The 22,317-nt window shown below is 52.9% G+C and carries 16 protein-coding genes; 7 read left to right on the top strand and 9 right to left on the bottom strand.

The genetic code is table 11. The annotated features are described in order from the left end of the window. The first annotated feature begins 661 nt into the window (after positions 1–661). On the top strand, positions 662–817 hold the full coding sequence (locus tag NSU01_RS30080) for a hypothetical protein (protein ID WP_179093657.1): 156 nt from the start codon (positions 662–664) through the stop codon (positions 815–817). Positions 818–1,164: 347 nt separating this feature from the next. Here NSU01_RS30080 and NSU01_RS30075 read toward each other — a convergent pair whose 3' ends face one another. From NSU01_RS30075 to NSU01_RS30060, 4 genes are all read right to left on the bottom strand, one after another. Continuing rightward, positions 1,165–3,342, bottom strand: a complete 2,178-nt coding sequence (locus NSU01_RS30075) for a glycosyltransferase (protein ID WP_076248732.1) — start codon at positions 3,340–3,342, stop codon at positions 1,165–1,167. 16 nt (positions 3,343–3,358) lie between these two features. Beyond that, on the bottom strand, positions 3,359–5,194 hold the full coding sequence (locus tag NSU01_RS30070) for a glycosyltransferase family 2 protein (protein ID WP_076248731.1): 1,836 nt from the start codon (positions 5,192–5,194) through the stop codon (positions 3,359–3,361). Beyond that, positions 5,191–7,257 (bottom strand): glycosyltransferase, encoded by a 2,067-nt coding sequence (locus NSU01_RS30065; RefSeq protein WP_076248728.1) that lies wholly within the window; start codon positions 7,255–7,257, stop codon positions 5,191–5,193. Before NSU01_RS30065 ends, NSU01_RS30070 begins: the two co-directional genes overlap by 4 nt. A 163-nt stretch (positions 7,258–7,420) precedes the next feature. After that, positions 7,421–9,778 (bottom strand): DUF6385 domain-containing protein, encoded by a 2,358-nt coding sequence (locus NSU01_RS30060; protein ID WP_339302377.1) that lies wholly within the window; start codon positions 9,776–9,778, stop codon positions 7,421–7,423. 274 nt (positions 9,779–10,052) lie between these two features. Here NSU01_RS30060 and NSU01_RS30055 point away from each other — a divergent pair, with 274 nt between their 5' ends. The 3 genes from NSU01_RS30055 (at position 10,053) to NSU01_RS30045 (ending at position 11,987) form a co-directional block, all read left to right on the top strand. After that, positions 10,053–10,589 carry a hypothetical protein gene (locus NSU01_RS30055; RefSeq protein WP_042139852.1) on the top strand — a complete coding sequence of 179 codons (537 nt, stop codon included), beginning with the start codon at positions 10,053–10,055 and terminating at the stop codon, positions 10,587–10,589. Positions 10,590–10,618: 29 nt separating this feature from the next. Continuing rightward, a complete protein-coding gene (locus NSU01_RS30050) occupies positions 10,619–11,197 on the top strand; it encodes a hypothetical protein (protein WP_042139851.1) in 579 nt (192 codons plus the stop codon). Positions 11,198–11,318: 121 nt separating this feature from the next. Beyond that, positions 11,319–11,987: an alpha/beta fold hydrolase gene (locus tag NSU01_RS30045; RefSeq protein WP_042139849.1), complete on the top strand. Its 669-nt coding sequence runs from the start codon at positions 11,319–11,321 to the stop codon at positions 11,985–11,987. Positions 11,988–12,219: 232 nt separating this feature from the next. On the opposite strand, the gene NSU01_RS30040 is transcribed toward NSU01_RS30045, so the two are convergent. Further along, entirely contained in the window at positions 12,220–13,236 is a 1,017-nt protein-coding gene (locus NSU01_RS30040; protein WP_042139848.1) for a LacI family DNA-binding transcriptional regulator, read from the bottom strand. Between the two features lie 118 nt (positions 13,237–13,354). Between NSU01_RS30040 and NSU01_RS30035 the strand changes: the two genes are divergently transcribed. Continuing rightward, complete coding sequence (locus tag NSU01_RS30035) at positions 13,355–15,055, top strand: alpha amylase N-terminal ig-like domain-containing protein (protein ID WP_042139847.1); 1,701 nt, start codon at positions 13,355–13,357, stop codon at positions 15,053–15,055. Between the two features lie 25 nt (positions 15,056–15,080). Here NSU01_RS30035 and NSU01_RS30030 read toward each other — a convergent pair whose 3' ends face one another. Next, positions 15,081–16,196, bottom strand: coding sequence for a M23 family metallopeptidase (locus NSU01_RS30030; protein WP_076248143.1), 1,116 nt, complete (start codon positions 16,194–16,196; stop codon positions 15,081–15,083). Between the two features lie 223 nt (positions 16,197–16,419). On the opposite strand from NSU01_RS30030, the gene lipA reads away from it, so the two are divergent. Then, complete coding sequence (lipA, locus tag NSU01_RS30025; RefSeq protein WP_039307183.1) at positions 16,420–17,325, top strand: lipoyl synthase; 906 nt, start codon at positions 16,420–16,422, stop codon at positions 17,323–17,325. Positions 17,326–17,641: 316 nt separating this feature from the next. Further along, positions 17,642–18,412: a YutD family protein gene (locus NSU01_RS30020; RefSeq protein ID WP_144026205.1), complete on the top strand. Its 771-nt coding sequence runs from the start codon at positions 17,642–17,644 to the stop codon at positions 18,410–18,412. 163 nt (positions 18,413–18,575) lie between these two features. Here NSU01_RS30020 and NSU01_RS30015 read toward each other — a convergent pair whose 3' ends face one another. From NSU01_RS30015 to NSU01_RS30005, 3 genes are all read right to left on the bottom strand, one after another. Then, on the bottom strand, positions 18,576–20,027 hold the full coding sequence (locus NSU01_RS30015) for a S41 family peptidase (protein WP_179093639.1): 1,452 nt from the start codon (positions 20,025–20,027) through the stop codon (positions 18,576–18,578). Between the two features lie 34 nt (positions 20,028–20,061). Then, positions 20,062–21,243 carry a copper amine oxidase N-terminal domain-containing protein gene (locus tag NSU01_RS30010; protein WP_083705741.1) on the bottom strand — a complete coding sequence of 394 codons (1,182 nt, stop codon included), beginning with the start codon at positions 21,241–21,243 and terminating at the stop codon, positions 20,062–20,064. Between the two features lie 216 nt (positions 21,244–21,459). After that, a complete protein-coding gene (locus tag NSU01_RS30005) occupies positions 21,460–22,257 on the bottom strand; it encodes an NAD kinase (protein ID WP_039307186.1) in 798 nt (265 codons plus the stop codon). Between the last annotated feature and the right edge of the window lie 60 nt (positions 22,258–22,317).

The following is a 22,317-nucleotide window of genomic DNA, read 5'->3' as shown; positions in this document are numbered from 1 at the left end:
GAGTAACTGGGTGCCTGACTGAACGACTGACTGAACATCTAACTGAACGACTAACTGAATAACTAACTGAACAACTAACTGAACATCTGACTTAAATTCTGACTGAAAAACTAACTGAATACTTAACTGTAAATCTCTATTGGCTGGACTTAAGGTTGCAGCTTATAAAACTAATTCTACACCCTGCGATTATCTGGACCTCCTGACGGTTGCAGTTGCCGCAGGAATTCCCCGGTTCATCCGCCCGCTTTCTGCGGTGGAAAGCGTAATTTTTATAAAATCCTGCACATAATACAACATTTTTCTCAGGATATCGGCTCAAATCCGAAAATGTTGTATAAAATGCAGGATTTTTCCTTTTTCAAGCGGTTTAGCAGGAGAATTGTTGTATTTCTTACAACAATTCTTCCAAATACCCAGTTATCTATAGCTCGAAGTTGCATAACGTACAACATTTAGGTCAGTGGTGCTGACTGAGAAGTCTCCATGTTGCCGGAAACGAATAAAAGTGATAAATATTTACGTATTCCGCTATCCCGCAGTGTTTGAACGGTAACTTGCGGGGTTGTTGTCTAAATTCAGATTATCTAACTGTTATATCTAATCGTATATCTAACTGCTAATCTAACTCTACGCCTAAACAAACCGGGGAGCTTGTTCTATGCTTTTACACAAACTTCTTGATGTTACCCTGGGAGTTTCGGGTGGAGGGTGGGAGATAGAAATATTTATGATTGTGCTGGAGATGGACGATGTGAGGAATAAGGGGATACGAATACCTTTGATTGCGCTAGGAGTGGGCGAGATGGGGAAATGAGTAATATTACCGGGCTTGTCCTCAAAGGATGAAATGACTCCATTCTGCTGTATGTGCAAGCAGAATGGATTGAAGCGGCTGGCTATCTGCATTTCTATCTATCGTGCGTCATGCAATCAGCTGATGACAGCCGGTATAGAGTAGGGTTGAGTGTTGCTGAGTGTGCTGAGTATTACTGAGTGTGCTGAGTGATGCTGAGTGTCGCTGAGTGATGCTGAGTGATGCTGAGTGTCGCTGAGGCCCATAGAGTGTTACGAGGCCTTTTAGCAGTTTCTATAAATTTTAAGTTCTATCAATGTTGTGAGAGATGTGCATACAGAAGCGGTTCCTGGTAGCTACGGTCCGTGTCACGGTGCTGCCTGGAGGGCGGACCTTACAAGCAGCAGCCAGGGGATGCTGCCGGAAACGACAGGTATTCCTTGCGGGTGAACCTTGGCTGCGAGCAGCAGCTTGTGGTAGCTGAGGCCAATGGCTACCGCAGGTCCGCCGGATTGCCGCAGCGCCTGTTCGTCAGCGGGGTCAAGCCGGGGGATCAGCCCGCAGGAATCAGCTATTGCTGCGTATAGCAGCCACTCGGCAGCATCGCCGGGCGAGCTGTAAAAATGAGCTTGCCCGGTATACATAGTGCACCACTGCTTCTTGACCGGAACAGGCGCGTGCAGCAGCCCGTGCAGCAGAGGCTGGGGCAAGCGGCTCCAATGGAAACGTGAAGCTTCCATTGGCTTGAATAACAGGAGCAGTGTATCCCAAGCACCTGCCTGGACCAGCAGCTGCGCGGCGTAAGAAATATCCGGAAACCTCAACGGTGTATCTGCGCTGAGCCCAAGCTGTGGTGAGCTGCCGGGAGGCGGAACAGAATTGTCTGCGTAATCTTCAGCGGTGCGCTGCGGGATGGCGGAATTGCCGGATTCAGCATGCCGGGGACCTCTTTCCCGCCATCTGTCAGTTCCGGCAGCTTCAGCAGGCTCATCGGCCTTACATTCCATATGCGGCTCCGGCTCCCGCTCTGCCGGATGAGCTGATGCACCGGCGGTCTGCTGCGCGAGCCAGCGGTGCACAGCAGCAATGCCTGGCCTGTTCCGGGCCAGGCGCTCCAGCCACTGTCCTGCTGCAGCGCTCCCGCTGCGGCAGGACAAGGCCCACAGATAGCCGGATATCCATGGCTCATCCGGCTCATCCAGCAGCAGCATCCGTTCCAGCCGGACGGATGCGGTACAGGGCTGTTCCGGGTCCCGGAACAGCGTGCCCAGCAGCACCTGCACAACCTGCCGGATGGCTTCCGGCAGATGCGGTGCTGCGCTGAGCGCCGCCAGCCATTCGGCGGCGCGGGCATTGAGTGCGGCAGGCACCAGCCTGCTCAGCACTCTCTGGGGCAAGGCAGGGAGCAGCTGAAGAGTGATGGCCGTCAGCTGCTCCTCTTGTCCGGACAGCAGGCACAGCGGTACAAGCTGTGCCCAGGCGGCGGAATCGTCAGGGGTGTAGCCGAGAGCCTGCCTGTAATGGTCCAGTGCCTCCTGATATAGAAACAGCTGCTCGCAGACCTGCCCGGTGAACAAGCGGGTGCGGCTTGTGCCGCTGCCGGAGGAGGAGGGGTACTTATGCGCGGTATTACCGCTGTCCAGTGCCCGCTGAAGCAGATCGTAAGCCCGCCATAACTCCCCTTGCTCCAGAAGGAGTCCGGCATAGCTCTCCAGCAGATCTGTGAAATCTGCATACAGAATGCTCCCGGCCTCGTAGACAGCCTGCGCCTCTTCCGGACGTCCTCCGGCCTCCAAGGCGTAGGCTGTCTTGAGGTAAAGGTCAGCGGTATATCCGGAGTCAGCCGGGACTTCATCCAGCAGCGGGAGGAGAACCTCCACCGCAGCATTGTAGTTTCCCTGCTGGTAATACTCCGTACCCAGTGCGTACCGCAGATGGATGCTGCGGGGTTCAAGATTCAGAGCGGAGTGGATCAGCTCCAGATTGCGGCTGGTTTTATGCTTGCGCTGCAGCTCACCGTCCAGATATCCATAGTGATGCACCGGCAGAGCTGCGTATGCGATATGTCCTCCCGGAAGGCTCCAGATACTGGAGGCCACCTCCTCATGAATGCTGCCGCGAAACAGGATGCGTTCATCATTGCGGAACAGCCGGCACACATTGTCCGTCACATAATCCTTTTCAGGGAACTCACCCACATAGTGGATAAAAGGCAGGAAATAACCGTCAGCAACCTGCGTCTCCAGCAGCCGCTCCAGCTCTTCCGGCTTCCAGCCTGCGATTGCTTCATCCGCATCCAGCACCAGAATCCAGGCATAGGAGGCCAGCCGCAGTGCCCGGTTCCTGGCCTTGGAGAAATCATGCTCCCATGGCATCTCAATGACCCGGGCACCGGACCTGCGGGCGATCTCCATGCTGCCATCCGTCGATCCGGTATCGGCAATGATGATCTCGGAGACCAATCCCTGCACGGATCTCAGACATTTCTCCAGATGCTGGGCCTCGTTCTTAATAATCATGCAGAGCGATAGCCCTGGATTATGCATAGTCAGAAGCTCCTTCCTAATCAGCGGGTCTGGGAAGCGGAAGTGCGAGACGTGCTCTTGCGGCCGCCGGAGAAAAGACGGATGAAGCCTCCAGCGTAGCCAATACCTTGTCAGCCAGGGATATCCAGGGCTGTACAGCTGCCGCAGATTCGGAGGCAGGTGTTGTACCGCCCGTTGTCCGGGCAAACGCAGGGTACTGATGCAGCGCCGCTATATCGCCGTACGTCAGCTCTGCTGCGGGAATGGCTTCCGCCCGCTGAAGCAGCCGAAGCAGAGAATCGGCAGATGATGGCTCCGGTTCTCCAGCGTAATCTTGCCGTTCCTCAGCATGCGCCCCCGAACTATGTTCATTTGCAAAACGCTCCTGCGCAACTGTTCCCCCCGCAGCAAGCTCTCCCGCACCAAACTCCCGAACGACTTGTTCCCCCGCAGCCCATTCTCCCGCACCAAACTCCCGAACGACCTGTTCCCCCGCCGCAGCAAGTTCTCCCTCACCAAACTCTCGTACGACCTGTTCCCCCGCAGTAAGCTCCCTCTCACCAAACTCCCATACGACCTGTTCCCCCGCCGCCCGCTTCCCCGCAGCACCCTTATTCACTCCGCCGCCCAACACATCAGCCGCCGCCGCATAACAACCGTCCCTTACCAGCAGCCGCACAAGCTCCGGGCGCTGCTCCGCCAGGATGACGGGCAAATGCTCGGCCAGCCAACCCTTGATCTCAAGCTCACGCCCGGCGCATTTGAACAGCCGCACCAGCCGTGTGACCAGCGGCAAGGGCTCCGGATGGAGCTGAGCCGCACTGGTGAAGCAGGCTATCGCTTCATTATCCTCGCCGATCTGCTGGCATGCCTGCCCCAGAAGCGTCCGGGTGAGATAAGTGCCTAGACCGGATTCGGTATGGTAGGCGGGAGGCGAAACTCCGATATCGAGCGCCCGGATCAGCGCAACTTTGGCCTCGGCAAAAGCTGACACCTGCAGCAGCAAAGCCCCTTTTATATGATGAAGATCGGGATAATCCGGGAAGAGGGCAAGCCCCCGTTCACAAGCCTCCAGCGCACCCGGGAGATCACCTGTTACAGCCAGGCAGCGGATTTCGTATTTATACAGCAGATGAATATAGCTCGTATCCGGCTCCACATGGTCCAGCGAAGTCTGGATATGCTCCAGGGCATGCCCGTAATCGCCCAGCCGCATATATTCAACCGCCATATTGAAATGATGAAAAGCATCCCCGGGATTCAGCTTCAGCTGTTCCTTAAGCAGCCCGATATTACGGCTGATTTTATCTTTTTTCTCCACAACCCCGTCGGCATAGCCGTAATGATGAACAACGACAGTGCTCATATGCATCGCGGCGGCCGGGGTTTCCTGCACAATCACAGCGGCGATCTGCTCATGAATAATTCCGCTGAAGCGATAGCTCGCGCGGCTCTTAAACATGCGGAGGATCGGATTGACCGTAATGGTCTGCGAGGCGCGGTCCGTCCCCTTATGGTTATGAATCCGCACAAAAAACGCCTCATACTCCGTATGCTCCGCGCACACCAGCAATTCTTTTTTACTCCCGGGCTCCAGCTCTTCATCCGCATCCAGCACCAGAATCCAGGTTCCCCGAGCCCCGGCCAGGCCGGCATTGCGTGCGGACGCGAAATCCCCGTTCCAGGGGAACGGGATGATCCGGGCACCGAAGCTGCGGGCGATAGAGACAGTGGAGTCGGTGGAGCCTGTATCCACAATTATGATTTCATCCGCAACGCCGCGGACACTCTGCAGACAGCGGGCCAAAGTGTCGGCTTCATTTTTGACGATCATGCATAAGGAGATCAGCGGTTTGCGCGGTGTTTTTTTCATAAGCTTAGGTCTGCTCCTCTCTGCCGCTGTCTGTAATTCCAAGCCGTGTGCCAGGGCGTGCGGTTCAGCACCTCGATGGAATGGGCAATCGCTGCCTGATCCTCCTGAAGAGGCCCGTGGGCCTTCTCCCCCTTGAAGCTGTTTGCAACTTCCCCGAGCCCCAGCTCCGCCAAATGCAGATAACATAGCGCCAATCCGGCACTGGCTGCCTCATCCCCGGGAGATTCTTCGAGCGAAAGCCGGTACCAGTCCGCTGCTTCGGCATAATGCCTTTTATCCGCCAGCATCTCTCCGAGATACCGCAGCGTCGATCCCTGCGCTTCTTTGCTGCTGACCAGACGGATGAACAATTCCCCCGCCTCCGCCCGCCAGCCTTCTTCATAGAGCACCTCCGCCAGATCGCCTGTATGAGCAGGAAAACGATCCACAAGCAGCTTACCCAGTGTCACAAGCTCCAGCTTCACAGCGAGCCGGATTACCTCGGTAATGAGCGGAGAGTGGCCGGAATCAGCAACGGCTGCTTGCGGGAGGACTGCTTCTGACGACAACTGTGTATCGATAAAAAGCAATCCGGAGCGCAGCTCCGCAGGCGATTGCAACCATTTCTCCTGCTGGAGTTTCTCGCCAAGCTCCCACGTACAGACCGCTTCAAGGAGCCATAGCTGCCGCATAGTCTCTGTATCCAATTCCCCGGGAGACAGCTGCAAGGGTTGTGCCCGCAGCTTGGCTGCAGTCTTTCTGAACGCATGATATTTCCCGGTGCTGACCCAGGAAGAGAGGATGAGCAGCACAGTACCTGTCTCCAGCGGAAAAAGCTCGGGCGGCAGCTCAGCAATTACCTTATAAGCGCCAAGCTCATATAAAGTGCGGATAATTGCGCCTCTTGCTGCGCTCTGTCCGGTACCGGACAGCTGTATTAGCAGCCCTGCGATGTCCTCATCCGGCACCTCCAGCTGCTGGAAGGCAGAGGCGATGCCCTGCATCGCCGGGAGATATAGCGAATGATGCTGCAGTGAACGGTGAAACAGACGGGCGGCCTCCTCCTGCTTGCCAAGCTGCTGTGAGATAACCCCCATGCGTTGCAGCGGGCGGAAGCTGTCCATGCCTTGTTCGCTGACATACGCTCTGCGTGGAGCTGTGGCGGAAGAAGTGTCCACTGCATGCTGGTAAGACTGATAAGCACGATCAGGAAGCCCCTGGCTCTCCCAGGACTGTCCCTGAATATAGTGTAAGTCGGGATAATCGCCATAACGCGTAAGCTCGCGTGTCAGGAGGCTGTCGAGCGCTTTTACTTTACCGGTGGCCAGATAGATTTTGCATAGATCACGAATCATGGACGGACGGTATGAGACCTGAAGCGGAGCATGGCTAAGCGTATGGTGCAGCAGTTCTTCGGCTTCCTTCAGCCGCCCGTCCTGACAGCAGGTGACCGCCAGATTATAGCTGTAAAAGGCATCGTCCGGCTCTTCTTCCAGCGCAAGGCGCAGCAGCTGTTCGTTGCGGCTGATTTTATTTTTGGCATTCATAAGGGAGGGCAGGTAGCCGAGGTGAATGATCTCTATGCTGCTGGTTCCGATTGCGGCGGCTCCATGTATTTTTAGAATAGAGGGATCTACACTTTCATGAATTCTTCCGCTGAAAAGATAGCCCTGTCCATTGCGGAATAACCGCACATTGCTGTGATACAGACGGTCCTCCGGATTACTCCCCAGCCAGTTCTCTATGCGCACTGTATAAGCTTCGGCTGTGCTGCCTTGCAGGATATCCTTGATTGACTCTATGGAAGTCTGCAATATTTCATCCGCATCCAGCACCAGGATCCAGTCGGTATTCGCGCAGGACAATCCGGAATTGCGTGCTGCCGAGAAATCATTACTCCACCCGACCGCATATACGTCAGCCCCATAAGCCCGGGCAATGTCCATCGTTTGATCTGAAGATCCGGTATCGGTAACGATGATTTCATCAGCACCGCTTAGACTGGCAAGACAGCGGGGCAGGAGCTCGGCTTCATTTTTGACAATCAGCTGCACTCCGAGCGTTGGTTTGGCAGGTTTATTCACGATTGTTCCTCCTTGGCGGGCCATATCATTAGGTACTGCTTATTGCTAGTTGAGGCACAGGGTCGCGTTTTGCCGTCTTATGTAGAAGCAGAATGCTGCACAGGAAAGAGTACATGGATATCCATGCACTCTTTGCTTCTGCATCATATGACGGGCATTTCTTTTACGTTCCTTGTGCATCAAAAATGACATTAAGCGTAGAAGCCGCACCCGGCGTAGAGGATTGATAGGACAGGCGGGTGTATTTCAGGAACCGTGCAGGCACGATGACGTCAACCGAACCAGCCGGCAGCGGATTGTCGCCTGTAGTATCCACGAAATAGTTAGTTCCGTCCGCGCTGATCTCAACACGGGTATTCACCGGATTGGCTCCGGTATTCACAATGAAGTAAGAATAGGTGCCCAGTACGCTGGTAGTATTGGCCGGCAAAGGCGTGTAGGTATCTGAAGTTGCAATTCCGGTTGTAGCCAGCTCAATAAAGCTGCGTTGTGAAATCGAGGTTACGCTGCTCAGCGTACCGGCAGTGATCGTAGCCCCGAGCACGCTAGTGATGGTACCATCGAGCAGGTTAGTAACCGTACCAGCCGATGATAATGTACCAGCAGTAATTGTAGCCCCGAGCACACTAGTAATCGTACCGGCAAGGATGTTAGTAACCGTACCAGCCGAAGACAATGTACCGGCAGTGATGGTAGCACCAAGCACACTGGTGATTGTACCGGCGAGGATGTTAGTAACCGTACCAGCTGACGACAATGTACCAGCAGTAATCGTAGCGCCAAGCACGCTAGTGATCGTACCATCTAGCAAGTTGGTGACTGTACCAGCCGAAGACAATGTACCAGCAGTAATCGTAGCGCCGAGCACGCTAGTAATCGTACCATCGAGCAGGTTGGTAACCGTACCAGCTGAAGACAATGTACCGGCAGTAATCGTAGCCCCGAGCACACTAGTAATCGTGCCGTCGAGCAGGTTAGTAACCGTACCAGCGGATGACAATGTACCGGCAGTAATCGTAGCCCCGAGCACGCTAGTGATGGTACCATCGAGCAGGTTAGTAACCGTACCAGCGGATGACAATGTACCGGCAGTAATCGTAGCACCAAGCACGCTAGTAATCGTACCATCGAGCAGGTTAGTAACCGTACCAGCCGATGATAATGTACCAGCAGTAATTGTAGCCCCGAGCACACTAGTAATCGTACCGGCAAGGATGTTAGTAACCGTACCAGCCGATGATAATGTACCAGCAGTAATTGTAGCCCCGAGCACACTAGTAATCGTACCGGCGAGGATGTTAGTAACCGTACCAGCTGACGACAATGTACCAGCAGTAATCGTAGCCCCGAGCACGCTAGTGATGGTACCATCGAGCAGGTTAGTAACCGTACCAGCCGATGACAATGTACCAGCAGTAATCGTAGCGCCAAGCACGCTAGTAATCGTACCGGCAAGGATGTTAGTAACCGTACCAGCTGACGACAATGTACCGGCAGTAATCGTAGCACCAAGCACACTGGTGATTGTACCGGCAAGGATGTTAGTAACCGTGCCAGCTGAGGACAATGTACCAGCAGTAATCGTAGCGCCAAGCACGCTAGTAATCGTACCATCGAGCAGGTTAGTAACCGTACCAGCCGATGATAATGTACCAGCAGTAATTGTAGCCCCGAGCACGCTAGTGATGGTACCATCGAGCAGGTTAGTAACCGTACCAGCGGAAGACAATGTACCAGCAGTAATCGTAGCGCCAAGCACGCTAGTAATCGTACCGTCCAGCAGGTTGGTTAACGTACCAGCAGTAATCGTAGCGCCGAGCACGCTAGTAATCGTACCGTCCAGCAGGTTGGTTAACGTACCAGCAGTAATCGTAGCGCCAAGCACGCTAGTGATGGTACCATCGAGCAGGTTGGTAACCGTACCGGCTGAAGACAATGTACCGGCAGTAATCGTAGCCCCGAGCACACTAGTAATCGTGCCGTCGAGCAGGTTAGTAACCGTACCAGCTGACGACAATGTACCAGCAGTAATCGTAGCGCCAAGCACGCTAGTAATCGTACCATCCAACAGGTTAGTAACTGTACCAGCCGAAGACAACGTACCAGCAGTAATCGTAGCGCCAAGCACACTAGTAATCGTACCGGCAAGGATGTTAGTAACCGTACCAGCTGACGACAATGTACCGGCAGTAATCGTAGCACCAAGCACGCTAGTAATCGTACCATCCAACAGGTTAGTAACTGTACCAGCCGAAGACAACGTACCAGCAGTAATCGTAGCGCCGAGCACGCTAGTAATCGTACCGGCGAGGATATTGGTGACTGTACCAGCCGAAGACAATGTACCAGCAGTAATCGTAGCCCCGAGCACGCTGGAGATGGTTCCGTTTAAGATAACGGTGGTCAGATTTCCGCTGGCATCCGTTGTCAGTGGGCGGTCAATCAGAGTCGAAGGGTCCCGGCCGAAAATAAGCGTGCGCAGATTGTCCGGATTGGCTTGAAATGAACTGAAATTCGGCAAAGTTATTCATCCTTTCTTCATAGAATGGATATCGTCTGCTTACTCATGAAAAAACCCAAACCGTCGTCTGGGTCTCAAGCATATATAAGCTGGCGGGTGGAACAGGGTGAAGCCTGTACGTTTAAGCTGGACCATTCGAATGGTGTGATATTACTATATGGAGAATTTAAGAGGATGACTGGGTTGCGGGTGCAAAAATACGCATATTACCGAACAACCTGCCAGACGTCCTTGCATACTATGAGAATATGCTAGAACGAGGGAGGGTAAAGCTATGCCCAATGATGCTGTATTCAACCAGAACAGCCAGCCGCTGTATACAGAGCAGGTCAACACCTATATTGCTCCCGGTATTGATACCCTTCCTGAGGCGGGAGCCGCCATGTCAGGCTTATTGTTCGGGTTTTCCTTTGCTTCCACAGTTACTACTGCAGCTCCGCTTGTGATGCAGGTATCCAATCCGGGCGGCAACGGACGTACGGTGTATATTTCGCGCGTAATCGCGAGCACCGGGACAGCAGCGGTAACCTTAACACTGCTGCGCAATGCAACAGTCGGGGGATCTATCGTAACCCCGGTCAACTATAACTTCGGCAGCGCGGTCACCAGTGTGACGACTGCACGGACAGCAACGGCGGCACCCACCGGAAGTCCGGCAACGTTAATGTCGCTGCTGCTGGCCACAGGTCCGGTGATTCTTGATTTGGACGGAAGAATAATTCTGTCCCCCGGCAGCTCGCTTACGATAAGCATTACAATTGCATCTGGCAGTACAGCGGCTACCGGGAACATCAGCTGGTGGGAGAACTAGAACCAGACCCGAACGGGAGGGAGCGGCTCATGCCTAATAATTATGTAATTAATGACAATGACCAGCCGGTCTATGTAGAGATGACGAATACTTTTCGGGCACCGGACATTAGCGCACCGCCGGAGATAAGCGCTTCCCAGTCTGCCGTTTTATTCTCGGCGAATGCTTCGAACTCGGCAACGATTGTCCTGGGACTTGCTTCTGCCATCATCACAGTGCGCATCAATAATCCGGCCGGCAGCGGCAGAACCTTGTATTTATCCCGCGTAAGCGGCAGTATCGGCGGGACCTCGCTGCTGACCTCCATCTCAGGAACCTTTACCATTGTTAGAGGAGGCACAATCACTTCGCCTGCTACTGTAACTCCGGTGAACAATAATCTGGGCAGCCCGGCGGCCAGTGCCATGACGGTTCAGTCCTCTACCGCGGCAATCACCGGAGGAAGCGTATTAGCCACTTATCAATTAGCGCCGGGAGTATTTACTCCGGCCTTTACCGGAAGTATCATCGTTCCGCCTAACAATGCAATCAGCATCAATGTAACCTCCTCAAGTGCTGCGGTCGGAACCATTATCTCTGCGCTGAGTCTGACCTGGTGGGAGAGATAACCGCTGTTTTGCAGTCGGTTCATAGCAGGAAAAGGGAGTAAACCTTGACTTCAGCACTGTTAAGGTTTATTTTTCTATAAATGGATAAAATGGATATTAATAAGGGGTGAAATGAGGATACATGAAGGATAGCTGCTTGTTTATACATGGCTTCACCGGAGGCGAATATGAGGTTGCTCCATTGTCCCAGTATCTCGGAGCGCATGATTGCCTGTCCAGAACGTTTACGTTACAGGGACACGGGGGCAGCCGCAGTGATCTGCTCCAGTCGGACCGCCAGGGTTGGCGGCAAAGCGCCGAGGATGAGCTGAGTACATTGCTGACCCGGACAGAGGGCGTACATCTGATAGGTTTTTCTACAGGAGCGCTGATTGCTTCCCATCTATCGGTTCAATATAAGGCCAGGATCAAATCACTGACTTTGCTGTCCACCCCTGTATTTCCGCTGAATCCGGTCGAGATCCTGCGGACGCTGGGGCAGCCGGAGATGATCAGGAATTACATCCGTAAATGGGGCTCCACTCCCGCGAAGGCCACAAGAGAATTTCAGCGTCTGGTCCGCGAGAGCTTTGAGATCTATCCGCAGATGGATCTGCCAACCCTCATTGTGCAGGGCAGGCGCGATCATCTGGTGAAATTCAAAAGTGCAGGCTATCTGGAGCAGACCATCCCCTCCGGCCGCAAGCAGGTGCTGATTATGGAAAAGAGCGGGCATATGGTCTGCCACAGCGAGGAGAGCCCGGCGATGATGAGGGAAGTACTGCAGTTTATCCGCAGCTCCGGTCATTAATTCAGGGAAGGTAGACGGACAAGCCGAAGAGCCCCTTTTCACAATTCAGTGGAAGGGGCTCTTCGGCATGCAGTTCTTATTGTATGATTTCACATTGACATTGCCTATAGTGCGTGTTAATTTCAATTTAAGGAAACCGGTTTCCCCGGATAGGGCCGGTATAGCCCAGCCAAGTCCAGTCCGGGTTATTCATTCGGACGAATTGCCTCATTTAATCTATTCAGTCCGCAGACTACTTACTGCTTCGCAGGGAAGACAACCTTGGAATCAGCACCGGCTCCAGCAGCTGTCCGCTCTCAGTAGTGACCGTGGTGCCAAGCCTGTCCATTAACAACCGTCCTGCGGAGACCCCGAGCTGGAAGGTATCCATATTGAGTGAAGTTAGCGGAGGTGTGGTATAGGGAGACAGCGGGTATTCATCGAACGTGGCGATGCCCAGCTGCGCCGGAATCTGAACATTCAGTTCCCGGGCAGCCTGGAGCACTCCAAAAGCAGAGAAGTTACTCATGCAGACAATAGCATCTGGCGGTTCTGCGCTTTGCAGCAGCTGTATAGCCGCGTCATAGCCATCCTCTTCGGCTGCTCTGCCATTGATAATCCGGTCGCTGCGCACCGGAAGTCCCGCCTGACGCAGTGTGGCCGTATAACCGGCGATACGGCGCAGGAACAGAGGCTCGTTCTGCTCGCCGCCAATAAAAGCAACCGAGGAATATCCCTGCTCCAGCAGATGCTTAGTCAGCACGGTTCCTCCCAGCTCATTGTCACAATCGACCCATGTTCCTGGAGGATTAATTTCACCGATCGAGATATAGGGGAACTCCAGCCTGTTAAGCTCTGCGCATAGCTCAGGAGTCAGCACAGAAGTGTTGGCAATGATACCGTCCACCCGCTTATTCAGCACCAGTCTGTGCAGGAAATGCCCCTCAGCCTGATCATGCTGAATGTTGGCAATGGTCAGCTCATATTTCAGAGGTCCGATGACGCTCTCCACCCCGCCGATAATGTTATAAAAGAACTGATTCAAAAATTCGCTTTCCTTAGACATATCGATCAGGATTGCGACCGTATTACTGCTTTGTCTGGCAAGTCCGGTGGCAATACTGCTGGGAGTATAGTTCATCTGTTTAATAATATCCCTGACCCGGGTTTTCGTTTCCTCGGATATTTTGGGAGAGTCATTCATTACCTTGGATACGGTGGATTTGGCAACTCCTGCCGCCTGGGCAATATCCTTAATCGTAACTTTCATAGCGATCCCTCTCGGTCATAACGGTATTTGTATTCCATGACAGTGAACTCGTTCTACCTGCCATAATAACACAGATTGTGCAAGCTACTCTATGCAGTACCAAAGGAGACTGAACCTGATGTCCAAGCATTTGTTTCTGTACCATACGGCCGAGGACCCTTTCGCTTTCCCGGCAGGTCCCGGCACCCTTAAATTGCGTTTATTTGTGCAGAGCGGACAGTCGCTCTGCTGTACCGTTATCCATTCCGACCGCTACGATTCACCCGGCAGCGAGCTTCCGCAGGAGATGGAGCGGACCGGTTCTGCCGGGGCCTATGACATTCATGAGGCGGTACTCCGGACGGAGACCGGCAAATGCCGGTACCAGTTCCATATCAAGAATCCCGCAGGGGAAAATGTATGGTATGGAGAGAGGGGAATGTCGGAGAACCGGGAGCAGGCAGGGGCTTTTCAATATGCATATATTCACCGTCCGCAGGCAACCCTGCTGCCTTCCTGGACTGCAGATGCGATTGTTTATCAGATTTATCCCAGCAGCTACAACCAGGGGACGTTACAAGGCATTGCGGACAAAATCCCCTATTTGCACGGGCTGGGTGTGACCGCCATTTATATGACTCCGATCTTCGAATCGCCTTCTGAGCATAAATACAATACATCCGATTATTACAAGGTGGACCCGGGCTTTGGTACGATGGAGGATCTGAGAATGCTGGTTGATACAGCACACCGACACGGGATGAAGGTTCTGCTCGATGCGGTATTCAATCATGCCGGGGATACGTTCTTTGCCTTCAAAGATGTGTTGGAGCGGGGAGAGGCATCGCCGTATAAAGACTGGTTCTATATCCGTTCTTTCCCTGTACGCCAGGCGCCGGTTCCCAGCTATGAGACCTTCGCCAAAGCGGAAGCCAGCATGCCGAAGCTGAATATGGATCATCCGGATGTAGCTGATTATATGATGGAGGTAGCCAAGTATTGGGTACGGGAGGCGGGAATCGACGGATGGAGGCTGGATGTGGCCAATGAAGTATCCCCGGCCTTTTGGCCGAGGTTCCGCCGGGAATTGAAGGCCGAGTTCCCCGACCTCCTACTGATTGGTGAGATTATGCATGCTTCCGGACCGTGGCTCCGGGGAGACCAGTTCGACGGCGGGATGAACTACGTGCTGCGGGATGCGGTGCTGGAGTTTTTTGCCGGACAATCTGCGGGCCCGGTCCGCTTCATGGAACAGGTGCTGCACCAGGAAGCCCTCTATAATGATCAGGCTAATTCAGCTATGTTCCAGCTGCTGGGCAGCCATGACACCTTGCGTTTTCTGACTGCCTGCAAGCAGGGAGGGAGGGGCTGGGACCGTGAATCCACAAGCTTAAGCCGGATGAAGCTGGCTGTATTTTTCCAGATGACCTATATAGGTCTGCCCATGATTTATTACGGTGATGAAGTTGGAATGGAAGGGGCTACGGATCCCCACTGCCGGCAGCCGATGGTCTGGGAGGCTCAGGATCAGAATATCCTGCTGCAGGAATGGTACAAACAGCTGATCTCTCTGCGAAAAGAACATGAAGTGCTGCGGACAGGCGGATTCCGCCCGTGGTTTACAGACGAGCCGCGCAATGTCCTAGGTTATGTGCGGCGCAGTGAGCAGGACCGGATGGGCCTTATTATCAATAATTCTCCTAATGCGTACCAGCTTGAGCTATGCAATTACCGCCCGGACAAAACTGTGCTGGTTGATCTGTTGAGCGGACTCACCATCCGCACCGATAAGCGGATGCTTGTGGAGATTGAGCCGTTTGGCTGCCTGATGCTGCATTAAATGAAGATCTGCATGAAGCAGAGGCTCACTTCTTATTTTTGTTTTTTTTGAGCTGCCGGAATTCCTGGTTCTCCCACTGTTTGAGCAGCGGGTAGGGATCGAAGGCCCATTCGGTAATTCCGCGGTCACGGTAGATCCCGTAATGCAGATGGGGCGGGAATTTGCCCTGGGTGCCCGGACTGCCGTAGCCGGAGCTGCCGACCCAGCCGATGGTCTGGCCTGGAATCACAATATCCCCCCGGGATAAGGACTTCTCATAACCCATCAAATGCGCGTAATAATGGTAGCGGTTCTCGATATCACGAATGCCGATCCGCCAGCCGCCGTAACGGTTCCAGCCCTTGGTCTCCACCACTCCGAAGCAGGTGCTGCGGACGGTCAAGCCATGCGGTGCGAACAAGTCCGTCCCTTCGTGGACACGCGCCCCGCCCCAGCTCCGGCCTGTTCCCCAGGTGCTGCGGTAGGCGTAGTTCGTACCTATCGGCAGCGGGAAGGCGCTGCCTGACAAGTCAAGCCGCCCGAAATGCTCATACAGCTTGGCGAACTGGGCTATCCGCTGAGCTGCACGGCCGTTATGGTAATACTCCCAGATGCCGATGCTGAAGTCGCTGGAGGATCTGCCGTATTTAAGCAGATGCTCTGCCATGCTATAGAGCACATCAATATCATTCCCGGGATCGGCAATGCCGTCTCCCGTGCCGTCACGGCCGAAGCCGCCGAAGAAGGTGATGGATTCCGGGAACTTATCCTCCTGATTAGGGTTCAGGGGTCCGGACCATACGGGGGCAGGGATGGAGATACCGGTGAGCCGGGCGGGAGCTGCTGCAGGGTCTGTTTCTGACGCCGCAGGGCTTTTTTTCTTTTTGGCGACAGACCGTTCATATTGATCAATCGCAGCGAACCGGAACCAGGGAATTCCGGTTGCTGCACTCATCTGTTCATAGAGCCCTTTGCGTGCAGCGGCGGCGGCTTCTTTGCTGTCTGCGGCTACGGGACCGCTGGACGTCAGCTCCGGCAGCTTATGATAACGGGCAGCGTGGGCGGGGGTACTCATAGCAGGGCTGCTGCCCCAGAGCAAGGCGGCTGCCGACATGCATATAAGGGTTCTCCGGGTGTTATAACTTCTGAATAGGGCAGGCATAATCTCAACCTCCTGTGTTCCGGACGCTTAGTCATCTATACATCCTCATGAAATGGCACCTTGCAGGTGCTTTTCTTTAGATTGAAGCAAAAGCGTTATTTTTATCCGTTACCGCCCAAAGGTTCACAAAAACAGGCAAATGACTATTCCACATGCTATAATATGAGGCAGCAACTTTTAACTATGAAAATGACATTCAGATCGAAAGCGGGGTTTCATCATTTTGACTAATAGAACAGCCAAACAGCCCAAGCCAGACTGGATCAAAATCAAGTTAACCACCGGTGAAGATTATCAGGAAATTAAGGGCATGATGCGTTCCAAGACGTTACATACCGTATGTGAAGAAGCGCGCTGTCCGAATATTTATGAATGCTGGGCGAACCGTACGGCAACCTTCATGATTCTGGGTGATATTTGCACACGGGCCTGCCGTTTCTGCGCTGTAAATACAGGCTTGCCGACTGAACTCGATCTGCTCGAACCCGAACGTGTAGCTGAAGCTGCAGAAGGGATGATGCTTAAGCATTGTGTGGTTACCAGCGTGGCCCGCGATGATCTTAAGGATGGGGGCGCGCAGATTTTTGCCGAGACGGTAGCCGCTATTCGTAAGCGTCTTCCTCTGTGCAGCGTAGAGGTACTGATTCCCGATTTCCTGGGCGACCGCGGGAGTCTGGAGATCGTGATGAACAGCAATCCGGATATTCTGAATCACAATATTGAGACCGTGGAACGCATGTCGGACCGTGTCCGGGCCAGAGCCAAATACCGCCGTTCCCTGGAGCTGCTGCGCCGCGCGAAGGAGATTAAGCCGGATATTCCAACGAAATCGAGCATTATGCTTGGGGTCGGCGAGGAGTGGGACGAAATTCTGCAGGCGATGGATGACCTGAGAGCGGCAGATTGTGATATATTGACATTAGGACAATACCTTCAGCCTTCGCCGAAACATCTGAACGTGGAGAAGTATTATCCGCCGGAAGAATTCGCTATGCTGAAGGAAGAGGGAATGAAGCGCGGCTTCAGCCATGTGGAGGCGGGTCCGCTGGTGCGCAGCTCCTATCATGCGCATGATCAGGTGAAGTCTGCTGCGGTTGCGCGTGAGGCGCGTTCGGTTTCCCAGGCTTAAGTGTAGTGCTTAATCTTATGTGCGTTCTATAATGTAATCTTTACAAAAATTTGCTGTGCAAATTTGCCACGTGACGGAGTCACAGGGGATAGGTTTTAAATGCTTTTTTAAAGTATTAGCTTTAAATTGGCTCTATGCTTTAGCCTTAAGGTTATGGCTTCAGGTTTCAGTTGTTAAGAAGGGGAAAGGACCAATGGCGCGTTAGCGGCGAGGTCCTGGGGTGTACGGTTGCACCACCCCTCCGCGTTGATGGAGTCGCGGAATGACGGCTTATCAACGCCCCCAACCCTCTCATAGAAAGGCAGGCGACACACGCTTGATCGTTATAGGTGGAAAAGGTTACGAGCTCATGCTCGATCATAAGGACGGCTGGAACCCGGAAGCATTTCGCGGAAGATACAGCGAGGTGCTGGACCGCTACGATTATATTATCGGTGACTGGGGGTACAGCCAATTGCGTCTGAAAGGCTTCTACCGGGATAATCACCCCAAGGTGAACCGGGATACGGCTATTTCAGGCATGGTGGATTACATTAATGAATACTGTAATTTTGGCTGTGCGTATTTTGTGCTGCACAAGCTGAAGGAAGCTCCGCAGGAGGGAACCTTCAAGGATATTCTGATTAAGGAAGTTCCTGAACCGGGAACGGAGGAAGAACTGGAGCAGGAGTCTGCCGAGCCGGCAGGGAATGTGAAAGATCACCGCGAATCCCCGTCCAAGGGAGGAAACCGGGACAAGGATAACGCAGGCGGTTCAGGCCGGGAGCATGCTGCCAAAGACAGACCTGTGCGTGAACACCAGAGCCGGAATCACCGCAACAAGGAGCAAGGCAAGAAGAACCACAAAGAGTTCCAGGGCCGAGGCCAGCAGCAGGGGAATCAGGGTGGCAATCAAGGCAACTCGAATAATCATAAGCAGAACAAAGAGAACAGAGAGAATAGAGAGAACAATCCCAACAGACAGAACAACCAGAACAAGCAGGATAACCCAAGCAACCAGAACAAGCAAGATAACCCAAGCAACCAAAACAATCAAAATAAACAGGATAGCCAGAACAGCCAGAACCCGAATAACAGCCAAAGTTAGCAACGCCTGTTCACGGGGCGGTTATTCCAGGTTTTCTCCGGTGTTTCGGTGCATTCTCCCGCAGTGTCGCTTAGGCGCTGCCGATAACCTAAAGAGTCCCTTCAGCCACATGGCTGGAGGGACTCTTTCGATGTCAGTGCAGTATTTTAGCTATGGAGTCCAATTATTTAACCGATAATTTCAGCTGATTCTGGGCAGCGTTGTAGCTCCACGTAAGCAGCGGGAACTTTTTCTTGAAGGCACCCAGCTCGATGAAGGTTTCGCCGTCCTGGTATAGCGCCTCTTTGGCGGCCAGGGTGAATCCCGAACTTTTGCCGGCTCCGGTCGTAATCAGCACCTTCTTGTTCTTCGCGTCCCAGGTTACTTCGCTCTCTACAAGTGCGGACAGTACGCGGGAGGAGGCATAGACTTTATCCCCCTGCTTGATCAGACCGACATTTCCGGCAAAAGCAGCACCGTTGATATCCAGAATATGATTGTCACCGGAGGCTGTGATTCCGGTTAGACCGGCGATTTGCAGAGCGGTGATCAGCTGGGCTGTTTTGCCCTTGATCTCAATATCAGGAGCGAGTCCGATGTGGTTGAAATCCTCCTTGCTTGGAGTCAGATACTTCATCGTTGTCAGCTTCAGCTCGCCGCCGTCCGACATGGGAATCAGACTCTGAATCCGCGCCTTGCCGTAAGAACGGGTACCGACAATTGTAGCCAGTTTGTTGTCGCGGAGTGCCCCGGTCAAAGCTTCGGAAGCACTGGCGGTGTATTCATTGGTCAGTACAACAACGGGAACGCCGATTTTGCTGCCGTTTGTGATCGTTACAGGTGTCAGTACGCCGCTCTGGTCGGAGGTATACATCATAATTCCGGCATCCATAAACCTGGCGGCAATATTCTGGGCGCTATCCATGTAGCCGCCTGTATTGTCACGCAGATCGAGCACCAGTGACTTCATTCCTGCTGCCCGCATTTTATCCAGCGCTGTGGAGAACTCTTCGTCAGCGGTCTGTGTGAAGCCGTTGATGGCAATATAGGCAACCTTGGACCCGATAATTGTGCTGGTAACGGATGTTGTGGTAATTTTACTGCGGGTAACACTGTAGGATTTGCTAACGCCGTTCCGCTGGATCAGCAGAGAGACCTTCGTGCCGGACGCGCCGGCAAGCTCATCGCCTGCCGTATCATCTACCCTTACACCGTTAATCTTAAGAATGATATCCCCGCGTTTCAGACCGGCTTTCTCTGCGGGGGAACCGCTCATCACTTCTTCAATGTAGAGTTCTTTGGGCGTATATACGAGCCGGACGCCGATGCCGACATATTCCAGATCAACCGCGTGGCCGAAGTCAGCGGCTTCCGCCTGATCGAAATATTGGCTGTAGGGATCATCCAGCGTACTTACCATGCCGTCAATCGCACCACGGATGAGCGTATCCTGATCAATACCCTCCACATTGTAGTACTCAAGATATTCCATAATTTCATTGATGATATCCGTTTTGGAGGATTGCACTGCTTCAGTGGAAGCAGCAGCGTCTGCGGCCGAAGCGGCAGGAGCCCAAGCGATGGATAAAGCCAAGCAGCCGCTTAGGGCTGCAGTAAGGATCTTGGCTGATTTCATAAGTTCATACATCCTTTTGATATATTTTGATATTCTAGGATTGCGCACTATCAAAGCTGATGTGATAAGTGTCGTCAATGGTCCAAGAGCCGCTTTCCGATTTGCTCAGAATGAAGATGAGGGACTGGGTGTAGCTCTCTCCCGATTCACCGTCTTTTATTGAGACTTCCGTGTAGACCGCAGCTTCGTCGGCCGCATAATAGTAGATATTCGCATTTGTCAGCGAGTAGCTGAGATCATAGGAATCGAAAAGATCCTGCAGATCGGCTGCACTGGCAGCGTCGTATTCCTCACCGTAAGAGGTCATTAGTGCCATGGTTCCATCAACATTCTGGGTAGTCATGTTCTGATAATATTTGCTGAGATTATCCTTGATTACTGTGGCGTCACCCTGTGGAAGCACCGCCTGCTTCATGCCTTGCTCGCGTGTAAGCAGCACCGTGGATTCCTGTACCTCCATTCCGGAGATTTTCCAGGACCCGTCCTTACGGACCAGTGTGTACAAATATTCGAACTGCTCATCCGGGATATAATAACCGCCGGTTCTAACCGAGCTTTCGACAGTGTAGACAGTAGCCTCGTCTCCGGCAAGACTCAGAATCTTAAGGCTTGTAATAGTATTCTTGAGGTCGTACAGCTCGAACAGGGAATTCATATCCGTTACAGATTCCATATTATCGGATTCGGAATCTACCAGGGAGTAGAAGCTGATGGCTTTTTCTTCATTATAATATTTATTGGATAATTGAATGAGTGCTGTAATATCCTTCTCATCGCTGGAGGAGGATTGCGGTACGGTAATTTTCACGCTCCGGCTGGCTGAATCCCAGACGGCTGTTCCGCCGGTGGCTTCAGCTATGAAACGCAGCGGTATGTAAGTTGTACCTGCCGTGGATACCGGAGCAACCGTAAGCTGCTTGACCGTACCGTTGACAGTAGCACGTTTGCTGCCGACCTTAAGGCTGATATTCAGGCCTGTACCTGTCCCTGTAACTGTTCCTGTCTTGGAATCCCATAGCACCTGCAGCCCGAGCTTCTCGAATATAACCCGGAAAGGCACCAGCACCGTATTATCCTTCAGATAAGGGGTTCCGGCGGTGAAGGTAAGATTGCTGTTGTTTATGTAGACTTTGATAGGTTTCTCTGCTGCAAAAGCGGGAACGGCCAGTACGAGGGCCAGCAGGCTCACGCCAATGAGGGATAGTAGTTTTTTCAATAGATTCTCTCCTTTTAATTAGCAAACTTTGTAAAATAGGTTCATTATACCATTTGAAAATTCCCTCTGTCCATTTCTTATGAACGATGCTCCGGAGGTAGCAGGACTCCGGGCAGGCGGCATGATAAAGCCGGAGAGGCGGGGCATCTCCGGCTGTAAGAGCAATGGAAAGCAGACGTATCATTTGGTTCGGATACCTTCTATTCCCCAGAAATCCTACACTAGAAACGCTTCACGGACACGGTTCCAGAAAGGGAAAGGGCGGTACCGGGCAAAACTGATTTTTTTGTCGGACACCTGGCAACGTACAGAGATCAGATCATCCACAGGAATATTGTTATGGTCCACGGTCAGCAGCAGACGCTGATCCTTGCGCGAGAAAATATCGCAGTGATGATGCTTGGGCAGCAGCAGCGGTGAACCCATCGTGCGGAATACCCGGTTATTAATCGAAGCAATCTCCGAAATCTGCAGCGCCTCGATCGTGGGATGCACCATGGCGCCTCCCAGACTTTTGTTATAAGCGGTACTGCCGGAGGGGGTAGAGATGCAAATGCCGTCACCGCGGAACATTTCGAAGGTTACATCGTTAATATCAATCTGGATGACAACCGTTCCGTCTACGCCTTTAAGTGTGAATTCGTTCAGGGCAATATGCGAGCTTGAACCGGACTTCTTGTGAATTTCCAGTTCAAGGAGCGGATACTGCACCATGCGTGGATTATGCGGCCCTATATCTCCGCACATATAATCGATCAGGGTCGGCAGCTCTTCAGCTTGCCAGTCCGCATAGAAGCCTAGATGCCCGGTATGCACACCGACAAAAGCCAAATTAGGAATCTGGTCGATAAACGTATGAAAAGCATGCAGCATGGTGCCGTCGCCGCCAATCGATATCACAATTTCCGGAGACTTGGCATCCAGCTCCAAATCCCGCTCCGCCGCCAGCTTGTGAAATTGCTCCGCTAGTTGGATGGACAATTCATCTCCGCGGTCCAGAACATAATATCTCAAGATGTACAGGCTCCTTTGTATGATTCAGTCATACACCGATCATAATCAATCTTGACCCGG

The organism is Paenibacillus sp. FSL H8-0259 (assembly GCF_037963255.1).
Classification (GTDB): Bacteria; Bacillota; Bacilli; order Paenibacillales; family Paenibacillaceae; genus Paenibacillus_AQ; species Paenibacillus_AQ phytohabitans.
The sequence above is the reverse complement of the archived record's forward strand: the minus strand, read 5'-3'. Positions and strand labels throughout refer to the sequence as shown.